Here is a 22,119-nt window from a genome sequence, read left to right on the forward strand (position 1 = left end):
CGGCGACGGGCTTTCGAGCAGCGAGCCAGCGCCGCAATTGCCGTCGGCCAGTTGGCCCGCAAGGGCGACACAGGCTGTCGCCGGGGCAGGTCGTTGTCGCGTCAGGAACGCGGGGGCAACGGCGGCCGGTAGTAGCTCTGGAACCAATCGACAAAGCGTCCCAGGCCCTCGGCCAGGGGGACCTGAGGGCCGAAGCCGGTGACGTTCTCCAGGGCGCTGGCATCGGCGCAGCTGTTCAGCACGGTGCCGGGCTGCAACGGCAGGTACTCGACCTGTGCCTTGCGCCCGAGCAGTTGCTCCAGGGTGGCGACGTAGTCCTTGAGCTCCACCGAACGTTGCCCGCCGATATTGAACAGACGCCAAGGCGCCATGCTGGTGGCGGGGTCGGGGTGTTCGCGGTTCCACAAGGGGTTGCGCACCGGTGGCTTGCCCAGCAGGCGAACCAGGGATTCGACCAGGTCGTCGATATAGGTGAAGTCGCGCTGGTGCATACCGTAGTTGAACAGCTTCAGCGGACGGCCTTCGCAGATGGCCCGGGCGAACAGCACCGGTGACATGTCCGGGCGTCCCCAGGGGCCATATACGGTAAAGAAGCGCAGGCCGGTGGCCGGCATGTCGAACAGATGGCTGTAGCTATGGGCCATCAGCTCATTGGCCCTTTTGCTCGCGGCGTACAGCGACAGAGGATGGTCCACGGTGTCGCTGGCCTTGTGCGGCAGTTGATGGTTGGCGCCGTACACCGAACTGGACGACGCGTAAATCAGGTGTTCGGGCGGATAGCGCCGGCACATTTCCAGCAGGTTGAGAAAGCCGCCGAGGTTGTTGTGCAGGTAAGCCTTGGGGTTTTCCAGGGAATAACGTCCCCCGGTCTGGGCCGCCAGATTGATCACCACCTGCGGGCGAACCTGGGCGAACAGCCGGTCGAGGGCTTCGGTATCGCCGAGGTCGAGGCGGTACAGCGGGAACTGTCCCACCTGCTGCTCCACCCAGCGCACCCGGTCGTGCTTGAGTTGCGGGTCGTAGTAGTCGTTGAAATTATCCAGCCCGGTGACCTGATGCCCATCCTTGAGCAAACGCAGTGCGGTATGGGCGCCGATGAAGCCGGCGGCCCCGGTGATCAGGATATTCATGCGCAGAGCGCCCCCGGTACGCGCCAGGGCAAGCGACTGCCCGGGGGACACAGGCGAGCGATGTCCCGCGCGATGGCGAGGGCGACTGCTTGTACCAGGCCGACATGGCCGGTACCAAAAACGCTGACATCCAAGGGAGGAACCTCATCCGTGATGGGTAATGCGTGAGTTTCATGGCTCACTTTTTAAAGAACTGAATAGGTGCAAGTCCTTTACGCGTTCTTTTTTTGACACTACCACAGCATGGAGACGGTTAATTGGCGTTTTGCCGTGTTATATAAATGACGAAGGCGTTTTGTATAACCCTATTTAAGAAATAATACTGTTTAAAATCAATTAGATAATATGAATGAAAGGTTCATGAAAGCCTTGGGGCAATTCCTGGGTAACAAACCCGGCAGGGCAAATTAATCCGACGAGCGGTAGAGGTTTTTAACGAAAAAACTCATTTTTATCCTGGGCGCAGGCTTCCTTGGATCCAAAATCTCTCGAAGCGCCCAATGAATAGCGCCTTGGCCAAGAGCCTGGAGAAAGGCAAGAGTGTTGGAAATGATCGCTTTATTCCAGGCGAGGGCAGCGCGTTGAAGGAGGGTGTTCAGAGCCAAAGACTGTAGCCGCTTCAGACTAAAGTCGGGTGTAGCCCGTCAAAGCCATCTGCCATCATTTGCGATCAACATTGATTTGATCAATTCACCTGGCCATAAATGATTCGCCAGATGGATTGCTATTGCCTTTCTTTCATCTGCTTTACCGATGCACTGCTGGAGCTTTTCATGCCTTTCCCTTTGCTGCACTCATTCCGACCGCTGCGTTATCCAACGGTGGGCCTCGGCGCCCTGTGCCTGTGCGCGGGTTTTACCGCCCGGGCCGAGGCCGCGGGTTTCTTCGAAGACAGCAGCGCCAAGCTCGAGTCGCGCACCATCTACTTCAACCGTGACTTCCGCGACGGCCATACCGGCAACGATCAGGGTGCCTCCAAGCGCGAAGAGTCGGCGCAAGGGTTCATTCTCAACCTGCAATCGGGCTACACCGAAGGCACCGTCGGCTTTGGTATCGACGCGCTGGGCATGCTCGGTTTCAAGCTCGACTCCAGCCCCGACCGCAGCAACAGCGGCCTGCTGCCGTCCAGCGGCCAGGACCCGCGGGGTTCCAAGGACCAGTACGCCAAGCTCGGCCTGACCGCCAAGGTGCGCGTGTCGCAGAGCGTGCTCAAGTACGGCGCGCTGCTGCCGGACCTGCCGCTGCTCAAGTACAACGACGGGCGCCTGCTGCCGACCATGTTCAACGGCGCCATGCTCACGTCCAAAGAGATCAAGGACCTGACGTTCACGGCCGCGCGGCTGGACAAGTACACCGCCCGGGACTCCACGGACGCCCAGGACATCCGTGTGCACTGCAAGAACAAGCGGTATGCCTGCAACATCACCGCCGACCATTTCGACATGTACGGCATCGACTACAGGTTCAACGACCGCCTGACCGGTCAGTATCACTACGCCGAGCTGGAAGACATCTACCGCCAGCACTTCATCGGCCTGCTGGCCAACCAGCCGCTGGGCCAGGGCGTGCTCAAGGCTGACCTGCGCCTGCTCAAGAGCGCCGACAGCGGCGCCGAGCGCGCCGGTTCCATCGATAACCGCGCCCTGAGCGGCATGCTCGGCTACGCCATCGACGGCCACACCTTCAGCGCCGGCTGGCAGCGCATGAACGGCGACAATTCGATGCCGTACCTCGATGGCAGCAACCCGTACCTGGTCAACTATGTGCAGGTCAACGACTTCGCCGCCGCCCAGGAGCGTTCCTGGCAGTTGCGCTACGACTATGACTTCAAGGCCATCGGCATCAACGGCCTGAGCTTCCTGACCCGCTATGTCAGCGGCGACCATATCAAGGTCCCGGGCAGCGACCAGGAAGGCCGCGAGTGGGAACGCGACAGCGAACTCAAGTACGTGGTGCAGAGCGGCACCTTCAAGGACGTCAGCCTGCGCCTGCGTAACGCCACCTACCGCAGCAACTACGAAAAGTACGCGCGGGACGTGGACGAGACGCGGCTGATCGTCAGCTACAACTTCTCGATTCTCTGACGGCGCTGCCGGAAGCTGAATTCGCGATCTGTCTGGATGAACGCATTGGCTGGTTTGCGACTGCTTCGCAGCCGATCGCAGGCTGCGCCAGCGGCTACAGGGTTTGCGGTGTCTGTGTAGCCGCTGCCGAGCCTGCGAGGCTGCGATTGGTTTGGGTGGCATTTCGACGTAGCGACCGCTAATTCTGAATCCGCGATCTGTCTGGATAAACGCATTGGCAGGCTTTGCGGCCGCTGCGCGCCCGATCGCAGGCTGCGCCAGCGGCTACAGGGTTTGCGGTGTCTGTGTAGCCGCTGCCGAGCCTGCGAGGCTGCGATCGACTACGCAGTAGTCGCGATCTGCACGCGGCCACTTCAGATAGATCGCGTTGCTGGCTTTTGCGGCTGCCTTGCAGTCGGTCGCAGCCTCGCGGAGTTCGGCAGCGGCTACAGGGCGTACGCAGGCCGGGGAGATGTGCGCAAGCGCCGTTCGGGCCGTTACAGCCAATGCCAGAAGCGGCTCCAGAAGCCGCGGTTCAACTCTTCCCGGCAGCTGGCGTATTGCTGGCCGTACAGGCTGGAACGGCTTTGCACCTTCATCGCCACGGTTTGCAGCCAGGGCTTGGCCGTATAGGTCTGCCGGCGGTAGCCGCCCCAGCCTTCGTGATAGTTCAGGTACTGGCGGTAGGCGTCCTGCTTGGTCACGCCGTTGACTCGTGTGGTCTGGTCCATGTACCAGCCGATAAAGTCGGTGGCGTCGGCGAAGTTGGTGCGGCTGGCCCAGTAGTTGTCGCCCTTGCGCTGGTAGTCGCCCCAGACTTCGTCCTTGGCCTGCGGGTAGCCGGCCGCCGTGCTCACCCGGCCCCAGGGAATCACCCAAAGCAGGTATTTGCGTGGCGGCAAGGCATCCTGCTTGAAGCTCGATTCCTGGTAGATGATCGACAGCGGCACCTGGATCGGCACCCCCCATTTCTCTTCGGTGGCCTTGGCGGCTTTGTACCAGTCGCTTTTCTCGCGAAAGATCTCGCAGATGTCGTTGGGGTTGGCCGGCGGCGAGGTCGCGCAGCCGGTCAGGATGAGGGGGAAGACTACGGCGGCACAGGCAAAGCGGGTCAAAGGCAAGGCTCTATTCGGGTCGGTGGGAGCGCCGCGTGGCGTTCCTGCGATCAGTTCAGTTGATGGCGATAGGGCAGGTCCGGTCCGGTCTTGCCACAGGTCAGCGCCGCGGCGCGGATGGCGAACCTGAGCATCTGATCGATCTGGTCCCGGCTCAAGCCCGCCACACCCTCCAACGAATCCAGCTGCCGTTCGGTCAGCCAGGCAATCAAGGCGGCCTGGAAGGTGTCGCCGGCGCCCACGGTGTCGGCCATCTTAATCGGCATGGCCGGCGCCGACCAGCGGCCATGCACCCGGCTGAACACCGTCGCGCCCTCTGCGCCGCGGGTCAGGAACACCAGCTGGCAGTGATGCTGCAGCCAGCCTTCGATCACGTGCTGCGGGTCCTGGTCGGGGTAAAGCAGGTGCAAGTCCTCGTCGCTGACCTTGATCAGGTCGGCCAGCCGGACCAGGGTGTCGATGCGTTGGCGCCACAGCTGGATGTCCGGGGCCGGGTTGAGGCGCACGTTGGGGTCGAGGCTGATCAGGCGCTGGCCGCGCTCGCGACGCACCAGTGCCAGCAGGGTGTCGCCGATCGGCTGCACCACCAGGGAAAACGAACCGATGTGCAGGCCGCGCACCCGGCTGTCGAGCGGCGGCAGGTCGCTGAGCTGCAACTGGCGGTCGGCACAGCCTTCGCCACGGAAGCTGTATTGCGGCGAGCCGTCGGCGCCCACCGCGACCATCGCCAGGGTGGTCGGCGCCTCGACGTGCAGCAGGTAGTCCTCGGCCACGCCTTCGTCGCGCAGCACCTGCAACAGGCGCCGGCCGAGGTAGTCGGTGGACAGCCCGGCGAACAGCGCCGCGTCCACGCCCAGGCGGCGCAGACCGACCGCGACGTTAAAGGGCGAACCGCCGGCGATGGCCTGGAAGTTGACCCGCGATGCCCGACCGCTGGCATCGTCTTCGCTGAAAAAATCGAACAGTGCTTCACCACAGACCAGATACATAGTCATTCGCTCTTCAAAAGGGTTGCCACATGCTGTTGGTAACGTTCATAGGCTTGCTGGTAGGCCGCGACATTGGCCGCTATCGGCAAGGTTTCGCTGCTTGCATCGAGCCTCACGCAGCGCTGGCACAATTGCGCCAGGCTCTGCGGCTGGCCGCTGCTGCGGGAATAGCACCAGGCCGCCTGGATCGCCGCGCCCAGGGCCGCGGCCTCGCTCTGCTCCGTGCAGACCACCGGGGTGTGCATGATATCGGCGACCATCTGCCGCCACAGCGGGCTTTTCGAACCGCCGCCGATCAGGCGGATGCCCTGGCTTTGCAGGCCGTTTTGGCGTAGCAGGTCCAGGCCGTAGCGCAGGCCGAAGGTGGTGCCCTCGACCACCGCGCGGCACAGGTTGGCCCGGGTCAGGTTGTCGGCGGTCAGACCCAGCAGGCTGCCGCTGGCATGGGGCAGGGCGGGGACCCGCTCGCCGTTGAGGAACGGCAGCATGCACACGCCCTCGGCACCGATCGGCGCCTGCGCCACCAGCTGGTTGAAGGCGTCGATATCCAGGTCGAACAGTTCGCGCACCGCGCCGGTGGCATTGGTCAGGTTCATGGTGCAGATCAGCGGCAGCCAGCCGCCGCTGGAGGAGCAGAAGGTCGCCACCGCGGCGTCCGCGCTGACCCGGGGTTGCTCGGCATAGGCGTACAGGGTGCCGGAGGAACCCAGGCTCATGGTGATCGCCCCGGGCTGGATATTGCCGGTGCCGATGGCCCCGAGCATGTTGTCGCCGCCACCGCTGGACACCAGCGCCCGCGGGTTGAGGCCCAGGTGCCGGGCGAGCTCCGGCAGCAGCGTGCCCACTGGCTGGTCGGCTTCGAGCAGTTCCGGCAAGGCGGCTTCCAGGCGGCCGTCGGGGTCGATGTGCCGGAGCAGCTCCAGGTCCCACTGGCGGCTGCGCACGTTGAAATAGCCGGTGCCCGAGGCATCGCCGTATTCGCTGCAGCAGCGGCCGGTCAGCCAGTAATTCAGGTAGTCGTGGGGCAGCAGCACATGGGCGATGCGCTGGAAAATCTGCGGATGCTGTTCCCGGGTCCACAGCAGTTTCGACACGGTGTAGCCGGGGGCAATCGCCACGCCGAGGCGTTCCAGGGAGCCCTGTTCGCCGCCCAGGTAATCCAGCAGGCGCTGGTTCTGCGGGGTGGATTCGGTGTCGCACCAGAGCTTGGCCGGGCGCAGCACCTGGCCCTGCTCGTCGAGCAGGACCAGGCCGTGCTGCTGGCCGGAGACGCCGATGCCGAGAATGTCCAGGCCGCTGACCCCCGCCGCCAATAACGCACGGCGGGTGGCCAGGGTGAACGCCTCGCGCCATTGCTCGACGTCCTGTTCGCGGCGGCCGTTGGCGCCGCTGATCAGGCTGTGGGGCGCCGCGCCCAGGCCCAGTACTGCACCGCTGGCGGCGTCGAGGACGATGGCCTTGGTGCCCTGGGTGCCGCAGTCGATGCCGAGGAAAAGCTGTTGCGTCGTCATGGATGAACCTGCACAAAATTAATCAAACCCACTGTAGCCGCTGCCGAGCCTGCGAGGCTGCGACCGGTTGCAGCGCAACCGCAAAACCTGCGTCCGCGATTTGCCTGGAGAAACGCGTTGGCAGGATTTGCGTCGGCTACGCCGCCGATCGCAGCCTTCGGCAGCGGCTACAGGTGCGACGGCGGTGTAGCCGCTGCCGAGCTCGCGAGGCTGCGACCGGTTTGGGCGGCATTCCGACGTAGCAATCGCAAAACCTGAGTCCGCGATCTGCCTGGGGAAACGCACCCGCGACAGGCAAGCATCAGCGGTCCCGGGCCAACACCCGCTCCAGGGTGCGGGTCACGCCGTTGTCGCGCAGGCTGCTGTAGCAGCGTTCGAAGGCTTCGACAAAGGCCGGCGAGTTGGGGATGGCGCTGCCGAAGATCTCCTCGACCGCCAGCAATCGCTGGCTGATCAGTGCGTCGTCCGCCACCAGCGCCTGGCAGAACGCGGCGCGCGGGTCGGGAATGCGGTAGGTGTCGCCGTTTTCGTCCACGCCCTTGAGGTACCGGGCCCAGGCGGCGACCACCAGGGCGGCGCGCTCGGTATCGCGGCCGTCGGCGATCAGGCGGTTGAGGGTCGGCACGCTGAACTTGGGCAGCTTCGACGAGCCGTCGGAGCAGACCCGCTCCAATTGGTCGGCAATCGCCCGGTTGGAGAAACGCGCCACCAGGGTGTCTTTGTAGGCACTCAGGTCGATGCCCGGCACCGGCGCCAGTTGCGGGGTCACGTCCAGGTCCATGTAGGCGCGCATGTACGCCACGAACAGTGGGTCGGCCATGGTCTCGTGGACAAAGCGATAGCCCTTGAGGAACCCCAGGTAGGTCAGGGCCAGGTGGCTGCCGTTGAGCAGCTTGATCTTCATCTCCTCATAGGGTGTGACGTCGTCGGTGAATTGCACGCCGACCTTTTCCCAGGCCGGCCGGCCGCTGACGAACTTGTCTTCCAGCACCCATTGCGCAAAGGGCTCGCAGACCACCGGCCAGGCGTCGTCGATGCCGTGCAGGTCGTGCAACTGCAGGCGGTGGGCGGTGCTGGTCATCGGCGTGATGCGGTCGACCATGGCATTGGGGAAGCTGACGTGGGTGGCGATCCAGTCGCGCAGGTCGGCGTCGCGCTGCCCGGCGAAGGCCAGCAGCGCCTTGCGGGTCACCGCGCCGTTGTGCGGCAGGTTATCGCAGGACATCAGGGTAAAGGCCGGGACCCCGGCCGCCCGGCGCTGGGCCAGGGCCGCGCAGAGAAAACCGAACACGGTCTGCGGCTGCTGCGGGTGGGCCAGGTCGTGCCGGATCTGCGGCAGGTGGGCCATGAACTCGCCGCTGCTGTCGTCGATGCAGTAGCCACCCTCGGTGATGGTCAGCGAGACGATGCGGATCTGCGGGTCGGCCAGTTTGTCGATCAGCGCCTGGGCGCCGTCTTCGGCCAGCAGCATGTCGCTAATGGCGCCGATCACCCGCACTTCGGCGGCATCGCTGTCGCCCAGCTCGAACAGGGTGAACAGGTAATCCTGGCCGGCCAGGTCGTCGCGGGCCCGGCGGTCCTCGGCGCGCAGGCCGATTCCGCAGATGCTCCAGTCCAGGCCTTCGCCGGTGTTCATCAGGGCATCGGTGTAATAGGCCTGGTGCGCCCGGTGGAAACCACCCACGCCGATATGCACCATGCCTTGCCGGGTCTCGGCCAGGTCGTAGGCGGGCAGGCGGACTTCAGGGGCCAGGTGGTGGAGGTTGTGTCGGTTCAGTTTCATCGTTCGGTTCTCGTTCAGGCGGCGGCGCGCAGCGGCCTGGCCACGGCCACGCCGTCGGCATCGAAGAGGTGGCAGTGCTCGGCGTCCAGGTTCAGGCTCAACTGCTGGCCATAGGCGCTGGCCAGGTCGCCGCGGATGCGCATCGTCAGGGCCTCGCCGGAAGCGGTGACGACGTGGCAGAAGGTGTCGCTGCCCAGGCGTTCGCTGACGTCGGCGGTGACCTGCAGGGTGCAGTCGCCGGGCCGGGCCAGCTCCAGGTGCTCGGGACGAATACCCAGGGTCACCGGGCTGCCGAGGCTCAAGTGGGCGCCGCTCTGCGGCAGCTGGATGCGGGTGCCGGCCTCCAGCAGCACCTCGCAGCCTTGGCCATCGACCCGGCTCAGCCGGCCCTTGAGAAAGCCCATCTTCGGCGTGCCGAGGAAGCCGGCGACAAACAGGTTGGCCGGGCTGTGGTACAGCTCCAGCGGCGAGCCCACCTGTTCCACGCGCCCGCCGTTGAGCACCACCACCTTGTCGGCCAGGGTCATGGCTTCGACCTGGTCGTGGGTCACGTAGATCATGGTCGCCTGCAGCTCTTTATGCAGGCGCGCCAGCTCCAGGCGCATCTGCACCCGCAGCGCCGCGTCGAGGTTGGACAGCGGCTCGTCGAACAGGAAGATCTTCGGGTTGCGCACGATGGCCCGGCCGATGGCCACGCGTTGGCGCTGGCCGCCGGACAGCTGCTTGGGCTTGCGCTCGAGCATCGGCCCCAGCTCGAGGATGCGCGCCGCTTCGTCGACCTTCTGTTGCACCTCGGCTCTCGGCACGCCGGCCAGGTCCAGGGCGAAGGACATGTTCTTGCGCACGCTCATGTGCGGGTACAGGGCGTAGGTCTGGAACACCATGGCCAGGTCGCGCTTGGCCGGGCTGACCTCGGTGATGTCGCGGCCATCGAGTTCGATGGTGCCGCCGCTGACTTCCTCCAGCCCGGCGATCAGCCGCAGCAGGGTGGACTTGCCGCAGCCCGAGGGGCCGACGAAGACCACGAACTCCTTGTCGCGCACCTCCAGGTCGATGCCTTTGATGATGGAAAAACCTTCGAAGCCTTTTTGCAGATTGTTGATTTTCAGGTTGGCCATGACGGGCCTCCATGTTTCTGAATGTCGGTGTAGCCGCTGCCGCAGGCTGCGACAGGCACCGAAGGGGCCTCGGCGTCTGTGCGATCGCTGGCGAGCCTGCGGCTCGATCGCAGCCTTCGGCAGCGGCTACAGGTAGTGAGTCGTCTGGTTATTTCACGGCGCCGAAGGACAGGCCGCGCACCAGTTGTTTCTGGCTGATCCAGCCGAAGATCAGGATCGGCGCGCAGGCCAGGGTCGAGACCGCCGAGAGCTTGGCCCAGAACAGCCCTTCGGGGCTGGAATAGGAGGCGATCAGCGCGGTCAGCGGCGCGGCGTTGGACGAGGTCAGGTTCAGCGACCAGAACGCCTCGTTCCAGCACAGGATCAGCGACAGCAACACGGTGGAGGCCAGCCCGCCCTTGGCGATCGGCAGCAGCACCCGGAGCATTTCCTGGCCCAGGGTCGCGCCGTCCAGCCGCGCGGCCTCGAGGATGTCCCGGGGGATGTCCTTGAAGTAGGTGTAAATCATCCAGACCACGATCGGCAGGTTGATCAGGGTGTAGATCGCGATCAGCGCGATGCGCGTGTCCAGCAGGCCAAAGCTCTTGGCCAGCAGGTAGATCGGCATCAGCACGCCCACCGGCGGCAGCATCTTGGTCGACAGCATCCACAGCAGGGTGCGCTTGGTGTTGCGGGTTTCGTAGAAGGCCATGGAGTAGGCCGCCGGTACCGCGATCAGCAGGCACAGGGCGGTGGCGCTGAAGGAGATCACCACCGAGTTCCAGGCGAAGGCGAAGTAGTTGCTGCGCTCGTTGATGTGCAGGTAGTTCTCCAGCGTCGGCGTGAAGATGAACTGCGGCGGCGTGGCAAAGGCGTCGATTTCGCTCTTGAAGCTGGTCAGCAGCATCCAGAAGATCGGGAAGAAGATCAGGATCGCGATGGCCCAGGCCAGGGTGCCGAGCAGCAGGCTTTGCAGGCGGCGGGATTGTTGCAGGGTCATGGCGCGCACCTCAGGGCTTGTCAGTCAGGTTTTTGCCGAGCATCCGTACCAGGATGATCGCGGCGATATTGGCGATGACCACGGCGATCAGGCCGCCGGCCGAGGCCATGCCCACGTCGAACTGCACCAGCGCCTGGTTGTAGATCAGGTAGGCGAGGTTGGTCGAGGCGTAGCCCGGGCCACCGTTGGTGGTGGTGAAGATTTCGGCGAACACCGAGAGCAGGAAGATGGTCTCGATCATCACCACCACCGCGATCGGCCGCGCCAGGTGCGGCAGGGTCAGGTGCCAGAAGATCGCGATGGCCCCGGCGCCATCCAGGCGCGCGGCTTCCTTCTGTTCCTGGTCCAGCGACTGCATGGCGGTCATCAGGATCAGGATCGCGAACGGCAGCCACTGCCACGAGACAATGATGATGATCGACAGCAGCGGGTAGTGGGCCAGCCAGTCCACCGGCTGGGCGCCGAACAGCTTCCACACGGCGGCGAGAATCCCCGACACCGGGTGGAAGATCAGGTTCTTCCAGATCAGCGCGCCCACCGTGGGCATGATGAAGAACGGCGAGATCAGCAGCACCCGGACAATGCCGCGGCCGAGGAACTCGCTGGCCTCCAGCAGGGCGCTGATCAGTACCCCGAACACCACGCTGATCAGCAGTACGCTGCCGACCAGCAACAGGGTGTTGGCGGCCCCGGGCAGGAAGCCCGAGTCGGTGAGGAAGTAGCTGAAGTTCTCCAGGCCGACGAACTGGTTCTCGCCGGGGTACAGCAGGTTGTAGCGGATCAGCGAGAAGTACAGGGTCATGCCCAGCGGCACGATCATCCACAGCAGCAACAGCGCCACCGAGGGGCTGACCAGGAACCAGCCGGGGTTGAGCAGGCGGCGCTTGCGCGCGGCCCGGGGTATTTGCAGATGAGCGTTGGCAGTCGAGGTATTCATGGCGATCACAACCGTTCAGGTGTGTTTTCTGTGCAGGAGCGAGGCTTGCCCGCGACGAACGATGACGCGCTTATCGGACAGACCGCGGTGCGGCTATCGCGGGCAAGCCTCGCTCCTACAGAGGACGGGGATTACTTGGGGTAGCCGGCGCGTTTCATTTCGCGCTCGGTGGTCTGCTGCGCGGCGGCCAGGGCCTGGTCGACCGTGGTCTGGCCGATCAGCGCGGCGGAGAACAGCTTGCCGACCTGGGTGCCGATGGCCTGGAACTCGGGGATGGTCACCAGCTGGATACCGATGTAGGGCACCGGCTTGAGGGTCGGCCTGGTCGGGTCGGCGACTTTCAGCGATTCCAGGGTCACCCTGGCGAACGGCGCGGCTTGCATATAGGCCTCGCTGTAGGTGGAGGCACGGGTACCCGGCGGTACGTTGGCGATGCCGTCTTTCTCGGCGACCAGGGCCCCGTATTCCTTGGACGTGGCCCAGGTGGCGAAGGTTTGCGCGGCGTCCTTGGCCTTGGAACTGGTGGGGATCGCCAGCGCCCAGGAGTACATCCAGGCGCTGCCCTTGTCAGTCACCTGCTGCGGCGCGTAGGTAAAGCCGACGTGTTCGCTGACCTTGCTCTGCGCCTTGTCGGTGACGAAGGAGCCGGCGACGCTGGCGTCGACCCAGATCGCGCACTTGCCGCTGTTGAACAGCGCCAGGTTCTCGTTGAAACCGTTGCTGGAGGCGCCGGGCGGGCCGGCCTTTTTCATGGTGTCGACGTAGAAGGCCAGGGCGTTTTTCCATTCCGGCCCGGTGAATTCCGGCTGCCACTGCTCATTGAACCAGCGCGCGCCGAAACCGTTGGCCAGGGTGGTGATCAGGGCCATGTTCTCGCCCCAGCCGGCCTTGCCGCGCAGGCAGATGCCGTACTGTTCCTGCTCGGGTTTGTTGAGTTTTCCGGCGAACTCGCCGATCTGTTCCCAGGTCGGGTGTTCGGGCATGACCAGGCCGGCGTCCTTGAACAGGTCGGTGCGGTAGTAGGTCATCGAGCTTTCGGCGTAGAACGGCAGGGCGTACAGCGTGCCCTTGGCCGACAGGCCTTCGCGGACCGAGGGGAAGATGTCCAGCAGGTCATAGGCGGCGGGCAGGTCCTGCATCGGTTGCAGCCAGCCCTTGGCGCCCCAGAGTGCGGCTTCGTACATGCCGATGGTCAGCACGTCGAATTGCCCGCCCTGGGTGGCGATGTCGGTGGTCAGGCGCTGGCGCAGCACGTTCTCTTCGAGCACCACCCAGTTCAGCTTGATGTCCGGGTGCTCGCTCTCGAAGGCTTTCGAGAGTTTCTGCATGCGGATCATGTCGCTGTTGTTGACGGTGGCGATGGTCACGGTCTGGGCGCCGAGGCTGACGCCGCTTAAGGTCATGCAAGTGGTGACGAGCAGGGCTTTGATGCAGGGTTTCATCGTGCACTCCTCTTCCGGGCCCGGTGGGCGGCAGAAGGACGGTTATTGTTGTTGTGTCTTCCGGATGCTGGGAAGAATGTGGGCTGATTACAGCCCTCAACGACCGCGCTGACAAATCATCCCTGACACTCGAATCGATACTTTTTTGCACTGCGATGAAATCCTCCGCTCGGCGCAAGCCGCCATGGGCCAAGGATTCGCCCGTTCGGGCCGGGTAAAGCAGGGGAGATTGCGTATTGGTTTTTTTACCGTGGCGGCCTGGACCGGAGAACGGCGAGAAGGTGCCGATGACAGTGGCGAAGCCCCGGTCGACCGGGGCTTCGCACTGAGGGGAGGGGTCAGAAGCTATAGGTGGCCGACATGATCGCCGCGCGCGCGTCGCCGTATTCGATGGCCGAGGAGCGTGTCGTCGAGCCGCTCTGCTGGCGCACCCGCTCCACATAGTCCTTGTCGAACAGGTTGTTGACGTTCAGCTGCAGGTCGAGGTTGTGGTTGACCTTGTAGCCGAGCATGGCGTTGTGCACCCAGTAGGCATCCAGCTTGGCGCGGGTGCTGGAGCTGACGTTGCGCTCGCTGACATAACGAGTGCCGTAACCCAGGGTCCAGCCGGCCGGCAGTTCATAGGTGGTCCACAGGTTGAGCGAGCGCGGCGGCGTGTTGCCCAGGGCCTGGCCCTTGCGCGCGATGCCCGAGGCGGTGTTCGCCGCGTTGAGGATCTCACTGTCGAGGAAGGTGTAGTTGGCGAACACATCCCACTGCTCGCTGACATGCCCGGTGACGCCGACTTCCACACCTTGCACCCGCTGCTTGCCGGCCAGTTGGGTCGAACCGTCGGCCATGGTTTCCCGGGCGTTGCTCTTCTCTACGCGAAACAGTGCGGCGTCCAGCTCCAGGCGCTTGTCCAGCAGCTCCCACTTGGTGCCCAGTTCCCAGGTCTCGTTCTTCTCCGGCGCCAGGTCCTGGTTGCCCTTGCTCAAGCCGCCGCCGGTGGAGGCCAGGTTCTCGGCGGAAGGGTTGAAGGAATTGCCCCAGGCGGCATAGATGCGCCCGTTCTCGGTCGGCTTGAACACCAGCCCGGTGCGCGCGCTGGCCTTGTTCGTGTCCGAGGCCAGGCTGTCGCTCTTCACATGGCTGGCCGAGTATTTGTCGACATCGCCCTTGATCTTGTCGTAGCGCAGGCCGAGGTTGAGGTCCCAGCGCTCGCTCAGGGCGATGTTATCGAACAGGTAGTACGCCTGGCCCTTGAGGGTGGTTTCGGTATAGCCGCTGGTAGCCTTGTTGACCGGGCCGTTCCAGCGCCCGGGCGGGCTGCCAAGGGCGTAGCCGTTGCGCGGATACAGGGCCGTGCTCAGGCCATGGTTGTAGGTCTTCAGGTCGAGGGTTTCCCGCGACAGTTCCAGGCCCGCCACCAGGTCGTGGCGCATGCCGGCGAATTCGAAGTCGCCGATCAGGTTGCTCTGGTTGATCCACATCTCGGTGGTGGCGTCGCGCCCGTAGGCCTGGGGCCCGGCCGGGCGGTAGCGGCCCGCCGGCAGGCCACTGGTGTTGACATGGGACGCCGAGACGACGGTGTCGCGCGCGGTGCGGCTGTAGCGCGTGAGGTTCTGCAGGCGCAGGTGGTCGTTGAAGTCATGCTCGAAGTCGGCGGTGAAGGCGTTCTGTTCGATCTCTTCCTTGTCGAGGTTCTTCCAGCCGAAATAGGCATCGCGCTTGACCCCGGCCAGCTTCTTGCCGTCCAGCGCCGGCACGCCATAGTCCGGCAGGTTGTCGTCGCTCTGGTGGAAGGCGCTGAGGGTCAGCCGAGTGGCGTCGCTGAAGCCCAGGCGCAACGAGGGCGCGATGCCCCAGCGCTCGCGGTCGATTTTCTCGCGGCCGGGCACATCGTTCTGATGGCCCATCAGGTTGATCCGCACCGCGCTGTCCTGGCCGACACCTTCCAGCGGCTGGTTGCTGTCCAGCGTCAGGCGGTAGTAATTGTCGCTGCCGAGGCTGCCGCCGAGGCGGGTGAAGGCCTGGTTCTTGGGCTGTTTGCTGACCACGTTGATGCTGCCGCCGGTGGTGCCGGCGCCGCCGAACACCGAGTTGGGGCCCTTGATGACCTCCACCTGCTCGACGTTGAAGGTGTCGGAACGGTTGGTCTGCGCGCTGTCGCGCAGGCCGTCGATCTGCATGTTGCTGTTGGCCGAGAAGCCGCGGATGTTGATGCTGTCCCCCGAGCCGCCACCGCCTTCGCCGGCATTGAAGGTGATGCCGGACACGTTCGACAGCACCTGGCGCAGGCTCAGCGCCTGCTGTTCCTGGATCAGCTTGGGTGGCACCACGGTGATGGTCTGCGGGGTGTCCAGCAGCGGCGCCACGTACTTGGCGGAGGCCGAGCGTTCGGTGCGGGAACCGGGTTGCTCGGCCTCGACCTTGATGTTGTCCAGTTGCAGGGATTTCTGCCGTTCGCCGGCTTCGGCCGCGCCGGCGCAGGAGGCCAGGGCAAGGCCCAGGGTAGAGGCCAGCAGGCGATGTTGTGGCAAGGCAGATGGGGCTTTCGTTTGCATAAGAAACGCTCTCTTTTTTGGTGAGAGTGAATCCTATTTGAGATTTATTGCTAAGAACGGCTGCGAGGGGGCTACTTGCGGCTATCCCGCGAAATTTAGGACATTTCTCGGTGGAACCCAGTAAAAGTCACCACTGGGTATCGGACGTATGCTGCACTTAAGATAAAAGCCCGCTGGCTTTTTAGTGGTCACTGCCTAAGATGACCGGCCATTTCTTTATGCAGGAAGCCGTTCAGCGCGATGTCGGAAAAAGACACCATCTCCATGCAACTGGTGCGCGAAGCGCTGCTGCAAAGCTGCGCCCCGGGTGCCGCCAGCGATGAAGTGCTGCTCAAGGCGGGTATCGATCCGGCCCGGCTGGACGTCAGCGCCGCCCGCGTGCCCGCGCTGGCCTATGCCCGGCTGTGGCGCCTGCTGGCCCGGCGCACGGACGACGAGTTTTTCGGCATGGACCCGCGCAAGCTCAAATCCGGCAGCCTGGAGTTTCTCTGTCGCACCGCCATGGCCCGGCAGAATCTGGCCGCGGGCCTGGAATCCGGGCTGGCGTTCCTGTCGCTGATGCTCGAACGGCTGCCGGCCCAACTGGTGCGCCAGCAGAGCCTGGCGGAGATCGTCCTGCTGGAGGATGAGCAGGCGCCGCGCCGCGCCTTCACCTATTTCACCTACTGGATGATCGTCCACGGCGTGGCTTGCTGGCTGGCCGGGCGACGCATCCCGATCCTGGCCATCGAGCTGCGCTGCGCGGAACCGGATTTCTGCGACGACTACCAGGTGATGTTCTCGCAGAACCTGCGGTTCGACCGGCCGCGCACGCGGATGATCATTGCCGCCGACTGCCTGGATTTGCCGATCAAGCGCAGTGACGAAGAGCTCAAGCGCTTCCTGGCCCAGGCGCCGGCCAACATCCTGGTCAAATACCGCGACCCAGAGAGCCTGGCCAGCCGCATCAAGCACGACCTGCGCCAGCTGCCCGCGGCCCAGTGGCCCGAAACCGAGAGCCTGGCCCACAGCCTGTGCATGTCGGCCTCGACCCTGCGCCGCCGTTTGGCGGAAGAAGGGCAGACCTACCAGGGCCTCAAGGACGGGGTGCGCAAGGAACTGGCGATCGCCTGGCTGGCCGAGCCGCAGATCAGCTTCACGGAAATCGCCAGCCGCCTGGGCTTCGCCGACGCCAGCTCGTTCTACAAGGCCTTTCGCAAATGGTCCGGCTCCAACCCCGGGCATTACCGTAGCCTGATCCTCAACGAGCCGACCTGAGCGCCTCCCTGCAGCCGCTGGCGCAGCCTGCGATCAACCGGAACGGTCGCAAAGGCGTGCAGCGCGGTGTCTCTGATGCACCGCGTCAAGGCTGATAGCGAGTCCTGCGGCCTCGATCGCAGCCTGCGGCAGCGGCTACGGGGAACCTGGGTAGCCGCTGTCGAGCAGCGCGAGGCTGCGATCGGCAACGCAGTTGCCGCAAAACCTGAGCTTGCCGTGCGTCAGGCCGAACGCGCCGCCCGGCTTGCGACCGCTGCGCGGTCGGTCGCAGCCTCGCAGGCTCGGCAGCGGCTACAGGGGCTTGATCGCCATGGGGTTCTTGGCCAAACCAGTCACGCAACTTGAAAGCTTTGACCATTGTCCCGCCCGGGCCGTGGCGCCAGTATTTGCCCGATGTCTTTGTGGTTCCCATTGGTTCCCATCCTAATAAGAACAGCGAGGGATTCTGGCAATGCGCGATTACCTGTCTGCCACGGCACACTTCAATTATCAGCACACCGTCGACGCGGCCCTGCAGGGCTCCTTGTCGGCCCTCAATGCCTGCGTCGAATGCTGTGACCGGCACGCCTTGCCGGGGCGCATCGCGCTGTTCTGGGAGGGCCGCGACGGCAGCAGCGCGACCTACACCTTCAGCGAGTTGCAGGACCAGGCCGCGCGTTTCGCCAACTTCCTGCTGGCCCAGGGCGTGGGCCAGGGCGACAAGGTCGCCGGCCTGCTGCCGCGCAACGTCGAACTGTTGATCGCGGTACTCGCCACCTGGCGCATCGGCGCGGTCTACCAGCCGCTGTTCACCGCCTTCGGCCCCAAGGCCATCGAACACCGCCTGAACAGCTCCGGGGCCAAAGTGGTGGTGACCGACGCGGTCAACCGGCCAAAGCTCAATGAGGTGGCCGACTGCCCGACCATCGTCACGGTCGCGGGCGCCAAGGGCCAGGGCATCGTCCGCGGCGACTTCAGTTTCTGGGCCGAACTGGCCCATTACCCGGCGCAGTGCGAACCCGTGCTGCTGACCGGCGAAGACCCGTTCCTGCTGATGTTCACCTCCGGCACCACCGGCCCCTCCAAAGCCCTGTACGTACCGCTCAAGGCCATCGTCGCGTTCCAGAGCTACACCCGCGACGCCGTCGACCTGCGCCCCGAAGACGCATTCTGGAACGTCGCCGACCCGGGCTGGGCCTACGGCATCTATTTCGGCGTCACCGGCCCGCTGGGCCTGGGCCACCCGATCACCTTCTACGATGGGCCCTTCACCCTGGAAAGCACTTGCCGGGTGATCAACAAGTACGGGATCAGCAACCTCACCGGTTCACCGACCGCGTATCGCCTGCTGATCGCCGGCGGCGACGAGTTCGCCCGCTCGATCAAGGGCAAGCTGCGCATCGTCAGCAGCGCCGGCGAGCCGTTGAACCCGGAGGTGATCCGCTGGTTCGCCGACAACCTTGGCGTGGTGATCCACGACCATTACGGCCAGACCGAGCTGGGCATGGTCCTGTGCAACCACCATGGCCTGGAGCACCCGGTGCATGTCGGCGCGGCCGGTTTCGCCTCGCCCGGCCACCGCATCGTGGTGCTCGACGAGCAGCACCAGGAACTGTCGGTCGGCCAGCCGGGGATCCTCGCCATCGACCGCAGCCAGTCGCCGATGTGCTGGTTCAACGGCTACCACGGCGTGGTGACCAAGGCCTTCGTCGGCAACTACTACCTCAGCGGCGACACCGTGGAGTTGAACCCGGACGGCAGCATCAGCTTCGTCGGGCGCAGCGACGACGTGATCACCACCTCCGGTTACCGGGTCGGTCCGTTCGATGTCGAGAGCGCGCTGATCGAGCACCCGGCGGTGGTCGAGGCGGCGGTGATCGGCAAGCCCGATCCGGAGCGCACCGAGCTGGTCAAGGCCTTCGTCGTGCTCAGCCCGCAGTACCGCGCCGCGCCGGAGCTGGCCGAAGAACTGCGCCAGCATGTGCGCAAGCGCCTGGCCGCGCACGCGTACCCCCGTGAAATCGAATTTGTCAGCGAATTGCCGAAAACCCCAAGCGGCAAGTTGCAGCGCTTCATCCTGCGCAACCAGGAAATCGCCAAGGCTCAAGAGGCCGCGGCGCACAAGGCTTCGGCCTGAATTACCCAGGAACTCATGATGCACATCGAAAACAAGGTTTTTCTCGTCAGCGGCGGCGCTTCCGGTCTCGGCGCGGCCACCGCGCAGATGCTGGTCAAGGCCGGCGCCCAGGTGATGCTGGTGGATCTCAACGCCGAGGCTGTCGCGGCCCAGGCGCGCCAGCTCGGTTGCCAGAGCACGGTCGCCGATATCACCGACGAAGCGGCCGCCGAAGCGGCGGTGCAGGCCACGCTCAAGGCGTTCGGCGGCTTGCACGGGCTGGTCAACTGCGCCGGCGTCGTGCGCGGCGAGAAGATCCTCGGCAAGCACGGCCCCCATGCCCTGGCCAGCTTCAGCCAGGTGATCAACGTCAACCTGATCGGCAGCTTCAACCTGATGCGCCTGGCCGCGGCGGCCATTGCCGAAGGCGAACCGAACGCCGACGGCGAGCGCGGGGTGATCATCAACACCGCCTCGGCGGCGGCCTTCGACGGACAGATCGGCCAGGCCGCCTATGCCGCCTCCAAGGGCGCCATCGCCAGCCTGACCCTGCCGGCCGCCCGCGAGCTGGCGCGCTTCGGCATCCGGGTGATGACCATCGCCCCGGGCATTTTCGAAACCCCGATGATGGCCGGCATGAGCGACGAAGTCCGCGCGTCCCTGGCCGCCGGCGTGCCGTTCCCGCCACGCCTGGGCAAGCCGGACGAGTACGCCGCGCTGGTCGGGCATATCATTAGCAACAGCATGCTCAATGGCGAGGTGATCCGTCTCGACGGCGCCTTGCGCATGGCAGCCAAGTAAAGAGGATTGATCATGAACCAGGATCCGATCGTTATCGTCAGCGCCGTCCGCACCCCCATGGGCGGCTTCCAGGGCGAACTGAAAAGCCTGACCGCGCCGCAGCTCGGCGCCGCCGCTATCCGTGCCGCCGTCGAGCGTGCCGGGGTGGCCAGCGACAGCGTCGATGAAGTGCTGTTCGGCTGTGTGCTGCCGGCCGGTCTCGGCCAGGCGCCGGCCCGTCAGGCGGCGCTGGGCGCCGGGCTGGACAAGGCCACCCGCTGCACCACCCTGAACAAGATGTGCGGCTCCGGCATGGCCGCGACCATCGCCGCCCACGACATGCTGTTGGCCGGCAGCGCCGAGGTGGTGATCGCCGGCGGCATGGAAAGCATGTCCAACGCGCCTTACCTGCTGGACCGTGCCCGCAGCGGCTACCGCATGGGCCACGGGCGGGTGCTCGACCATATGTTCCTCGACGGCCTCGAAGACGCCTACGACAAGGGCCGGCTGATGGGCACCTTCGCCGAAGACTGCGCCCAGGATAACGGCTTCAGCCGCGAAGACCAGGACGCCTTCGCCGTGGCCTCGCTGACCCGCGCCCAGCAGGCGATCAAGGACGGCAGCTTCAAGGCGGAAATCGTGCCGCTGCAGGTCACCGTCGGCAAGGAACAGCAGACCATCAGCGACGACGAACAGCCGCCCAAGGCCAGGCTGGACAAGATCGCCACGCTGAAACCGGCGTTCCGCGACGGCGGCACCGTCACCGCGGCCAACTCCAGCTCGATCTCCGACGGCGCCGCGGCCCTGGTGCTGATGCGCCGTTCCGAGGCGGAAAAACGTGGCCTCAAGCCGCTGGCGGTGATCCACGCTCACGCGGCGTTCGCCGACACCCCGGGGCTGTTCCCGGTGGCCCCGGTCGGGGCGATCAAGAAGCTGATGAAGAAAACCGGCTGGTCGTTGGATCAGGTCGAGCTGTTCGAAATCAACGAAGCCTTTGCCGTGGTCAGCCTGGTCACCATGCAGAAGCTGGAAATTCCCCACGACAAGGTCAACGTCCACGGCGGCGCTTGTGCCCTGGGCCACCCGATCGGCGCGTCCGGCGCGCGGATCCTGGTGACCCTGCTCTCGGCCCTGCGCCAGCAAGGCCTGAAGCGCGGCGTCGCGGCCATCTGCATCGGCGGCGGCGAAGCCACGGCCATGGCCGTCGAATGCCTGTATTAAGGAATCAGCATGCTGCCTAATGACGAACAACAGCAGATCAGCGACGCGGCCCGGCAGTTCGCCCAGGAACGCCTGAAGCCGTTCGCTGCCGAATGGGACCGCGAGCATCGCTTCCCCCGCGAGGCCATCGGCGAGATGGCCGGGCTGGGCTTCTTCGGCATGCTGGTGCCGGAGCAGTGGGGCGGTTGCGACACCGGTTACCTGGCCTATGCCATGGCCCTGGAAGAGATCGCCGCCGGCGACGGCGCCTGCTCGACCATCATGAGCGTGCACAACTCGGTGGGCTGCGTGCCGATCCTCAAGTTCGGCAACGACGAGCAGAAGGAGCGTTTCCTCAAGCCCCTGGCCAGCGGCGCCATGCTTGGCGCCTTCGCCCTGACCGAACCCCAGGCCGGCTCCGACGCCAGCAGCCTGAAAACCCGCGCGCGGCGGGAGGGCGAGCATTACGTGCTCAACGGCTGCAAGCAGTTCATCACCTCCGGGCAGAACGCCGGGGTGGTGATCGTGTTCGCGGTGACCGACCCGGCGGCAGGCAAGCGCGGCATCAGCGCCTTTATCGTGCCCACCGACTCGCCGGGCTACAGCGTCGCGCGGGTGGAAGACAAGCTCGGCCAGCACGCCTCCGACACCTGCCAGATTCTCTTCGAGGACGTGAAGGTGCCGCTGGCCAACCGCCTGGGCGAGGAGGGCGAGGGCTACAAGATCGCCCTGGCCAACCTCGAAGGCGGTCGCGTGGGCATCGCCTCGCAATCGGTGGGCATGGCCCGCGCGGCTTTCGAGGCCGCCCGTGACTACGCCCGCGAGCGGCAGAGCTTCGGCAAGCCGATCATCGAGCATCAGGCGGTGGCTTTCCGCCTGGCGGACATGGCCACCCAGATCGCCGTGGCGCGGCAGATGGTGCACTACGCCGCGGCCTTGCGCGACAGCGGCAAGCCGGCGCTGGTGGAGGCGTCGATGGCCAAGCTGTTCGCCTCGGAAATGGCCGAGAAGGTCTGTTCCGCCGCCTTGCAAACCCTGGGCGGCTATGGCTACTTGAACGACTTTCCGCTGGAGCGCATCTACCGCGATGTGCGGGTCTGCCAGATCTACGAAGGCACCAGCGACATTCAGCGCATGGTCATTTCGCGCAACCTCTGACTTTTAGCAGGAGCTG

16 protein-coding genes are annotated in these 22,119 nt (G+C 65.0%); 6 read left to right on the forward strand and 10 right to left on the reverse strand.

From position 1 onward, the window contains the following. Positions 1 to 101: 101 nt before the first annotated feature. Positions 102 to 1,130 carry an NAD-dependent epimerase/dehydratase family protein gene (locus AC3RCP_RS15640; protein WP_492570352.1) on the reverse strand — a complete coding sequence of 343 codons (1,029 nt, stop codon included), beginning with the start codon at positions 1,128 to 1,130 and terminating at the stop codon, positions 102 to 104. Positions 1,131 to 1,903: 773 nt separating this feature from the next. Between AC3RCP_RS15640 and AC3RCP_RS15645 the strand changes: the two genes are divergently transcribed. Then, complete coding sequence (locus tag AC3RCP_RS15645) at positions 1,904 to 3,214, forward strand: OprD family porin (RefSeq protein WP_101339430.1); 1,311 nt, start codon at positions 1,904 to 1,906, stop codon at positions 3,212 to 3,214. A 476-nt stretch (positions 3,215 to 3,690) separates the two neighbouring features. Here AC3RCP_RS15645 and AC3RCP_RS15650 read toward each other — a convergent pair whose 3' ends face one another. The 9 genes from AC3RCP_RS15650 to AC3RCP_RS15690 all read right to left on the reverse strand — a co-directional run bounded on the left by AC3RCP_RS15650 (position 3,691) and on the right by AC3RCP_RS15690 (position 15,613). Then, positions 3,691 to 4,308, reverse strand: coding sequence for a transglycosylase SLT domain-containing protein (locus AC3RCP_RS15650; RefSeq protein WP_087091019.1), 618 nt, complete (start codon positions 4,306 to 4,308; stop codon positions 3,691 to 3,693). A 50-nt stretch (positions 4,309 to 4,358) separates the two neighbouring features. Beyond that, the gene (locus tag AC3RCP_RS15655) at positions 4,359 to 5,297 is read right to left on the reverse strand and encodes a carbohydrate kinase family protein (protein WP_101337923.1); all 939 of its coding nucleotides are present in this window, start codon (positions 5,295 to 5,297) and stop codon (positions 4,359 to 4,361) included. 2 nt (positions 5,298 to 5,299) lie between these two features. Continuing rightward, positions 5,300 to 6,808 (reverse strand): xylulokinase, encoded by a 1,509-nt coding sequence (gene xylB / locus AC3RCP_RS15660; RefSeq protein ID WP_492570353.1) that lies wholly within the window; start codon positions 6,806 to 6,808, stop codon positions 5,300 to 5,302. Between the two features lie 301 nt (positions 6,809 to 7,109). After that, positions 7,110 to 8,591, reverse strand: coding sequence for a mannitol dehydrogenase family protein (locus tag AC3RCP_RS15665; RefSeq protein ID WP_492570354.1), 1,482 nt, complete (start codon positions 8,589 to 8,591; stop codon positions 7,110 to 7,112). A gap of 14 nt (positions 8,592 to 8,605) precedes the next feature. Then, on the reverse strand, positions 8,606 to 9,709 hold the full coding sequence (locus tag AC3RCP_RS15670; RefSeq protein WP_492570355.1) for an ABC transporter ATP-binding protein: 1,104 nt from the start codon (positions 9,707 to 9,709) through the stop codon (positions 8,606 to 8,608). A gap of 148 nt (positions 9,710 to 9,857) precedes the next feature. Beyond that, positions 9,858 to 10,688, reverse strand: coding sequence for a carbohydrate ABC transporter permease (locus AC3RCP_RS15675; protein WP_009043804.1), 831 nt, complete (start codon positions 10,686 to 10,688; stop codon positions 9,858 to 9,860). A 10-nt stretch (positions 10,689 to 10,698) separates the two neighbouring features. Next, positions 10,699 to 11,625 (reverse strand): carbohydrate ABC transporter permease, encoded by a 927-nt coding sequence (locus AC3RCP_RS15680; RefSeq protein ID WP_101337927.1) that lies wholly within the window; start codon positions 11,623 to 11,625, stop codon positions 10,699 to 10,701. A gap of 131 nt (positions 11,626 to 11,756) precedes the next feature. Then, on the reverse strand, positions 11,757 to 13,067 hold the full coding sequence (locus AC3RCP_RS15685; RefSeq protein ID WP_101337928.1) for an ABC transporter substrate-binding protein: 1,311 nt from the start codon (positions 13,065 to 13,067) through the stop codon (positions 11,757 to 11,759). Positions 13,068 to 13,405: 338 nt separating this feature from the next. Continuing rightward, positions 13,406 to 15,613: a TonB-dependent receptor gene (locus AC3RCP_RS15690; protein ID WP_101337929.1), complete on the reverse strand. Its 2,208-nt coding sequence runs from the start codon at positions 15,611 to 15,613 to the stop codon at positions 13,406 to 13,408. 240 nt (positions 15,614 to 15,853) lie between these two features. On the opposite strand from AC3RCP_RS15690, the gene AC3RCP_RS15695 reads away from it, so the two are divergent. From AC3RCP_RS15695 to AC3RCP_RS15715, 5 genes are all read left to right on the forward strand, one after another. Next, a complete protein-coding gene (locus AC3RCP_RS15695; RefSeq protein WP_101337930.1) occupies positions 15,854 to 16,870 on the forward strand; it encodes an AraC family transcriptional regulator in 1,017 nt (338 codons plus the stop codon). Positions 16,871 to 17,321: 451 nt separating this feature from the next. After that, the gene (locus tag AC3RCP_RS15700) at positions 17,322 to 18,986 is read left to right on the forward strand and encodes an AMP-binding protein (protein WP_492570356.1); all 1,665 of its coding nucleotides are present in this window, start codon (positions 17,322 to 17,324) and stop codon (positions 18,984 to 18,986) included. Between the two features lie 18 nt (positions 18,987 to 19,004). Then, the gene (locus tag AC3RCP_RS15705) at positions 19,005 to 19,766 is read left to right on the forward strand and encodes an SDR family NAD(P)-dependent oxidoreductase (protein ID WP_101337933.1); all 762 of its coding nucleotides are present in this window, start codon (positions 19,005 to 19,007) and stop codon (positions 19,764 to 19,766) included. 9 nt (positions 19,767 to 19,775) lie between these two features. Next, positions 19,776 to 20,966, forward strand: coding sequence for an acetyl-CoA C-acyltransferase (locus tag AC3RCP_RS15710; protein WP_492570479.1), 1,191 nt, complete (start codon positions 19,776 to 19,778; stop codon positions 20,964 to 20,966). A gap of 9 nt (positions 20,967 to 20,975) precedes the next feature. Next, complete coding sequence (locus AC3RCP_RS15715; protein ID WP_007925734.1) at positions 20,976 to 22,103, forward strand: acyl-CoA dehydrogenase; 1,128 nt, start codon at positions 20,976 to 20,978, stop codon at positions 22,101 to 22,103. The last annotated feature ends 16 nt before the right edge of the window (positions 22,104 to 22,119 follow it).

The sequence above is a fragment of the Pseudomonas sp. GW822-FHT05A08 genome (assembly GCF_058800485.1).

What these genes read in the sequence shown, in the direction of transcription:
- AC3RCP_RS15640 (WP_492570352.1), bottom strand. Translation starts at nt 1,130, where the DNA reads ATGAATATCCTGATCACCGGGGCCGCCGGCTTCATCGGCGCCCATACC.
- AC3RCP_RS15645 (WP_101339430.1), top strand. Translation starts at nt 1,904, where the DNA reads ATGCCTTTCCCTTTGCTGCACTCATTCCGACCGCTGCGTTATCCAACG.
- AC3RCP_RS15655 (WP_101337923.1), bottom strand. Translation starts at nt 5,297, where the DNA reads ATGTATCTGGTCTGTGGTGAAGCACTGTTCGATTTTTTCAGCGAAGAC.
- xylB (WP_492570353.1), bottom strand. Translation starts at nt 6,808, where the DNA reads ATGACGACGCAACAGCTTTTCCTCGGCATCGACTGCGGCACCCAGGGC.
- AC3RCP_RS15665 (WP_492570354.1), bottom strand. Translation starts at nt 8,591, where the DNA reads ATGAAACTGAACCGACACAACCTCCACCACCTGGCCCCTGAAGTCCGC.
- AC3RCP_RS15670 (WP_492570355.1), bottom strand. Translation starts at nt 9,709, where the DNA reads ATGGCCAACCTGAAAATCAACAATCTGCAAAAAGGCTTCGAAGGTTTT.
- AC3RCP_RS15675 (WP_009043804.1), bottom strand. Translation starts at nt 10,688, where the DNA reads ATGACCCTGCAACAATCCCGCCGCCTGCAAAGCCTGCTGCTCGGCACC.
- AC3RCP_RS15680 (WP_101337927.1), bottom strand. Translation starts at nt 11,625, where the DNA reads ATGAATACCTCGACTGCCAACGCTCATCTGCAAATACCCCGGGCCGCG.
- AC3RCP_RS15685 (WP_101337928.1), bottom strand. Translation starts at nt 13,067, where the DNA reads ATGAAACCCTGCATCAAAGCCCTGCTCGTCACCACTTGCATGACCTTA.
- AC3RCP_RS15690 (WP_101337929.1), bottom strand. Translation starts at nt 15,613, where the DNA reads ATGCAAACGAAAGCCCCATCTGCCTTGCCACAACATCGCCTGCTGGCC.
- AC3RCP_RS15695 (WP_101337930.1), top strand. Translation starts at nt 15,854, where the DNA reads ATGTCGGAAAAAGACACCATCTCCATGCAACTGGTGCGCGAAGCGCTG.
- AC3RCP_RS15700 (WP_492570356.1), top strand. Translation starts at nt 17,322, where the DNA reads ATGCGCGATTACCTGTCTGCCACGGCACACTTCAATTATCAGCACACC.
- AC3RCP_RS15705 (WP_101337933.1), top strand. Translation starts at nt 19,005, where the DNA reads ATGCACATCGAAAACAAGGTTTTTCTCGTCAGCGGCGGCGCTTCCGGT.
- AC3RCP_RS15715 (WP_007925734.1), top strand. Translation starts at nt 20,976, where the DNA reads ATGCTGCCTAATGACGAACAACAGCAGATCAGCGACGCGGCCCGGCAG.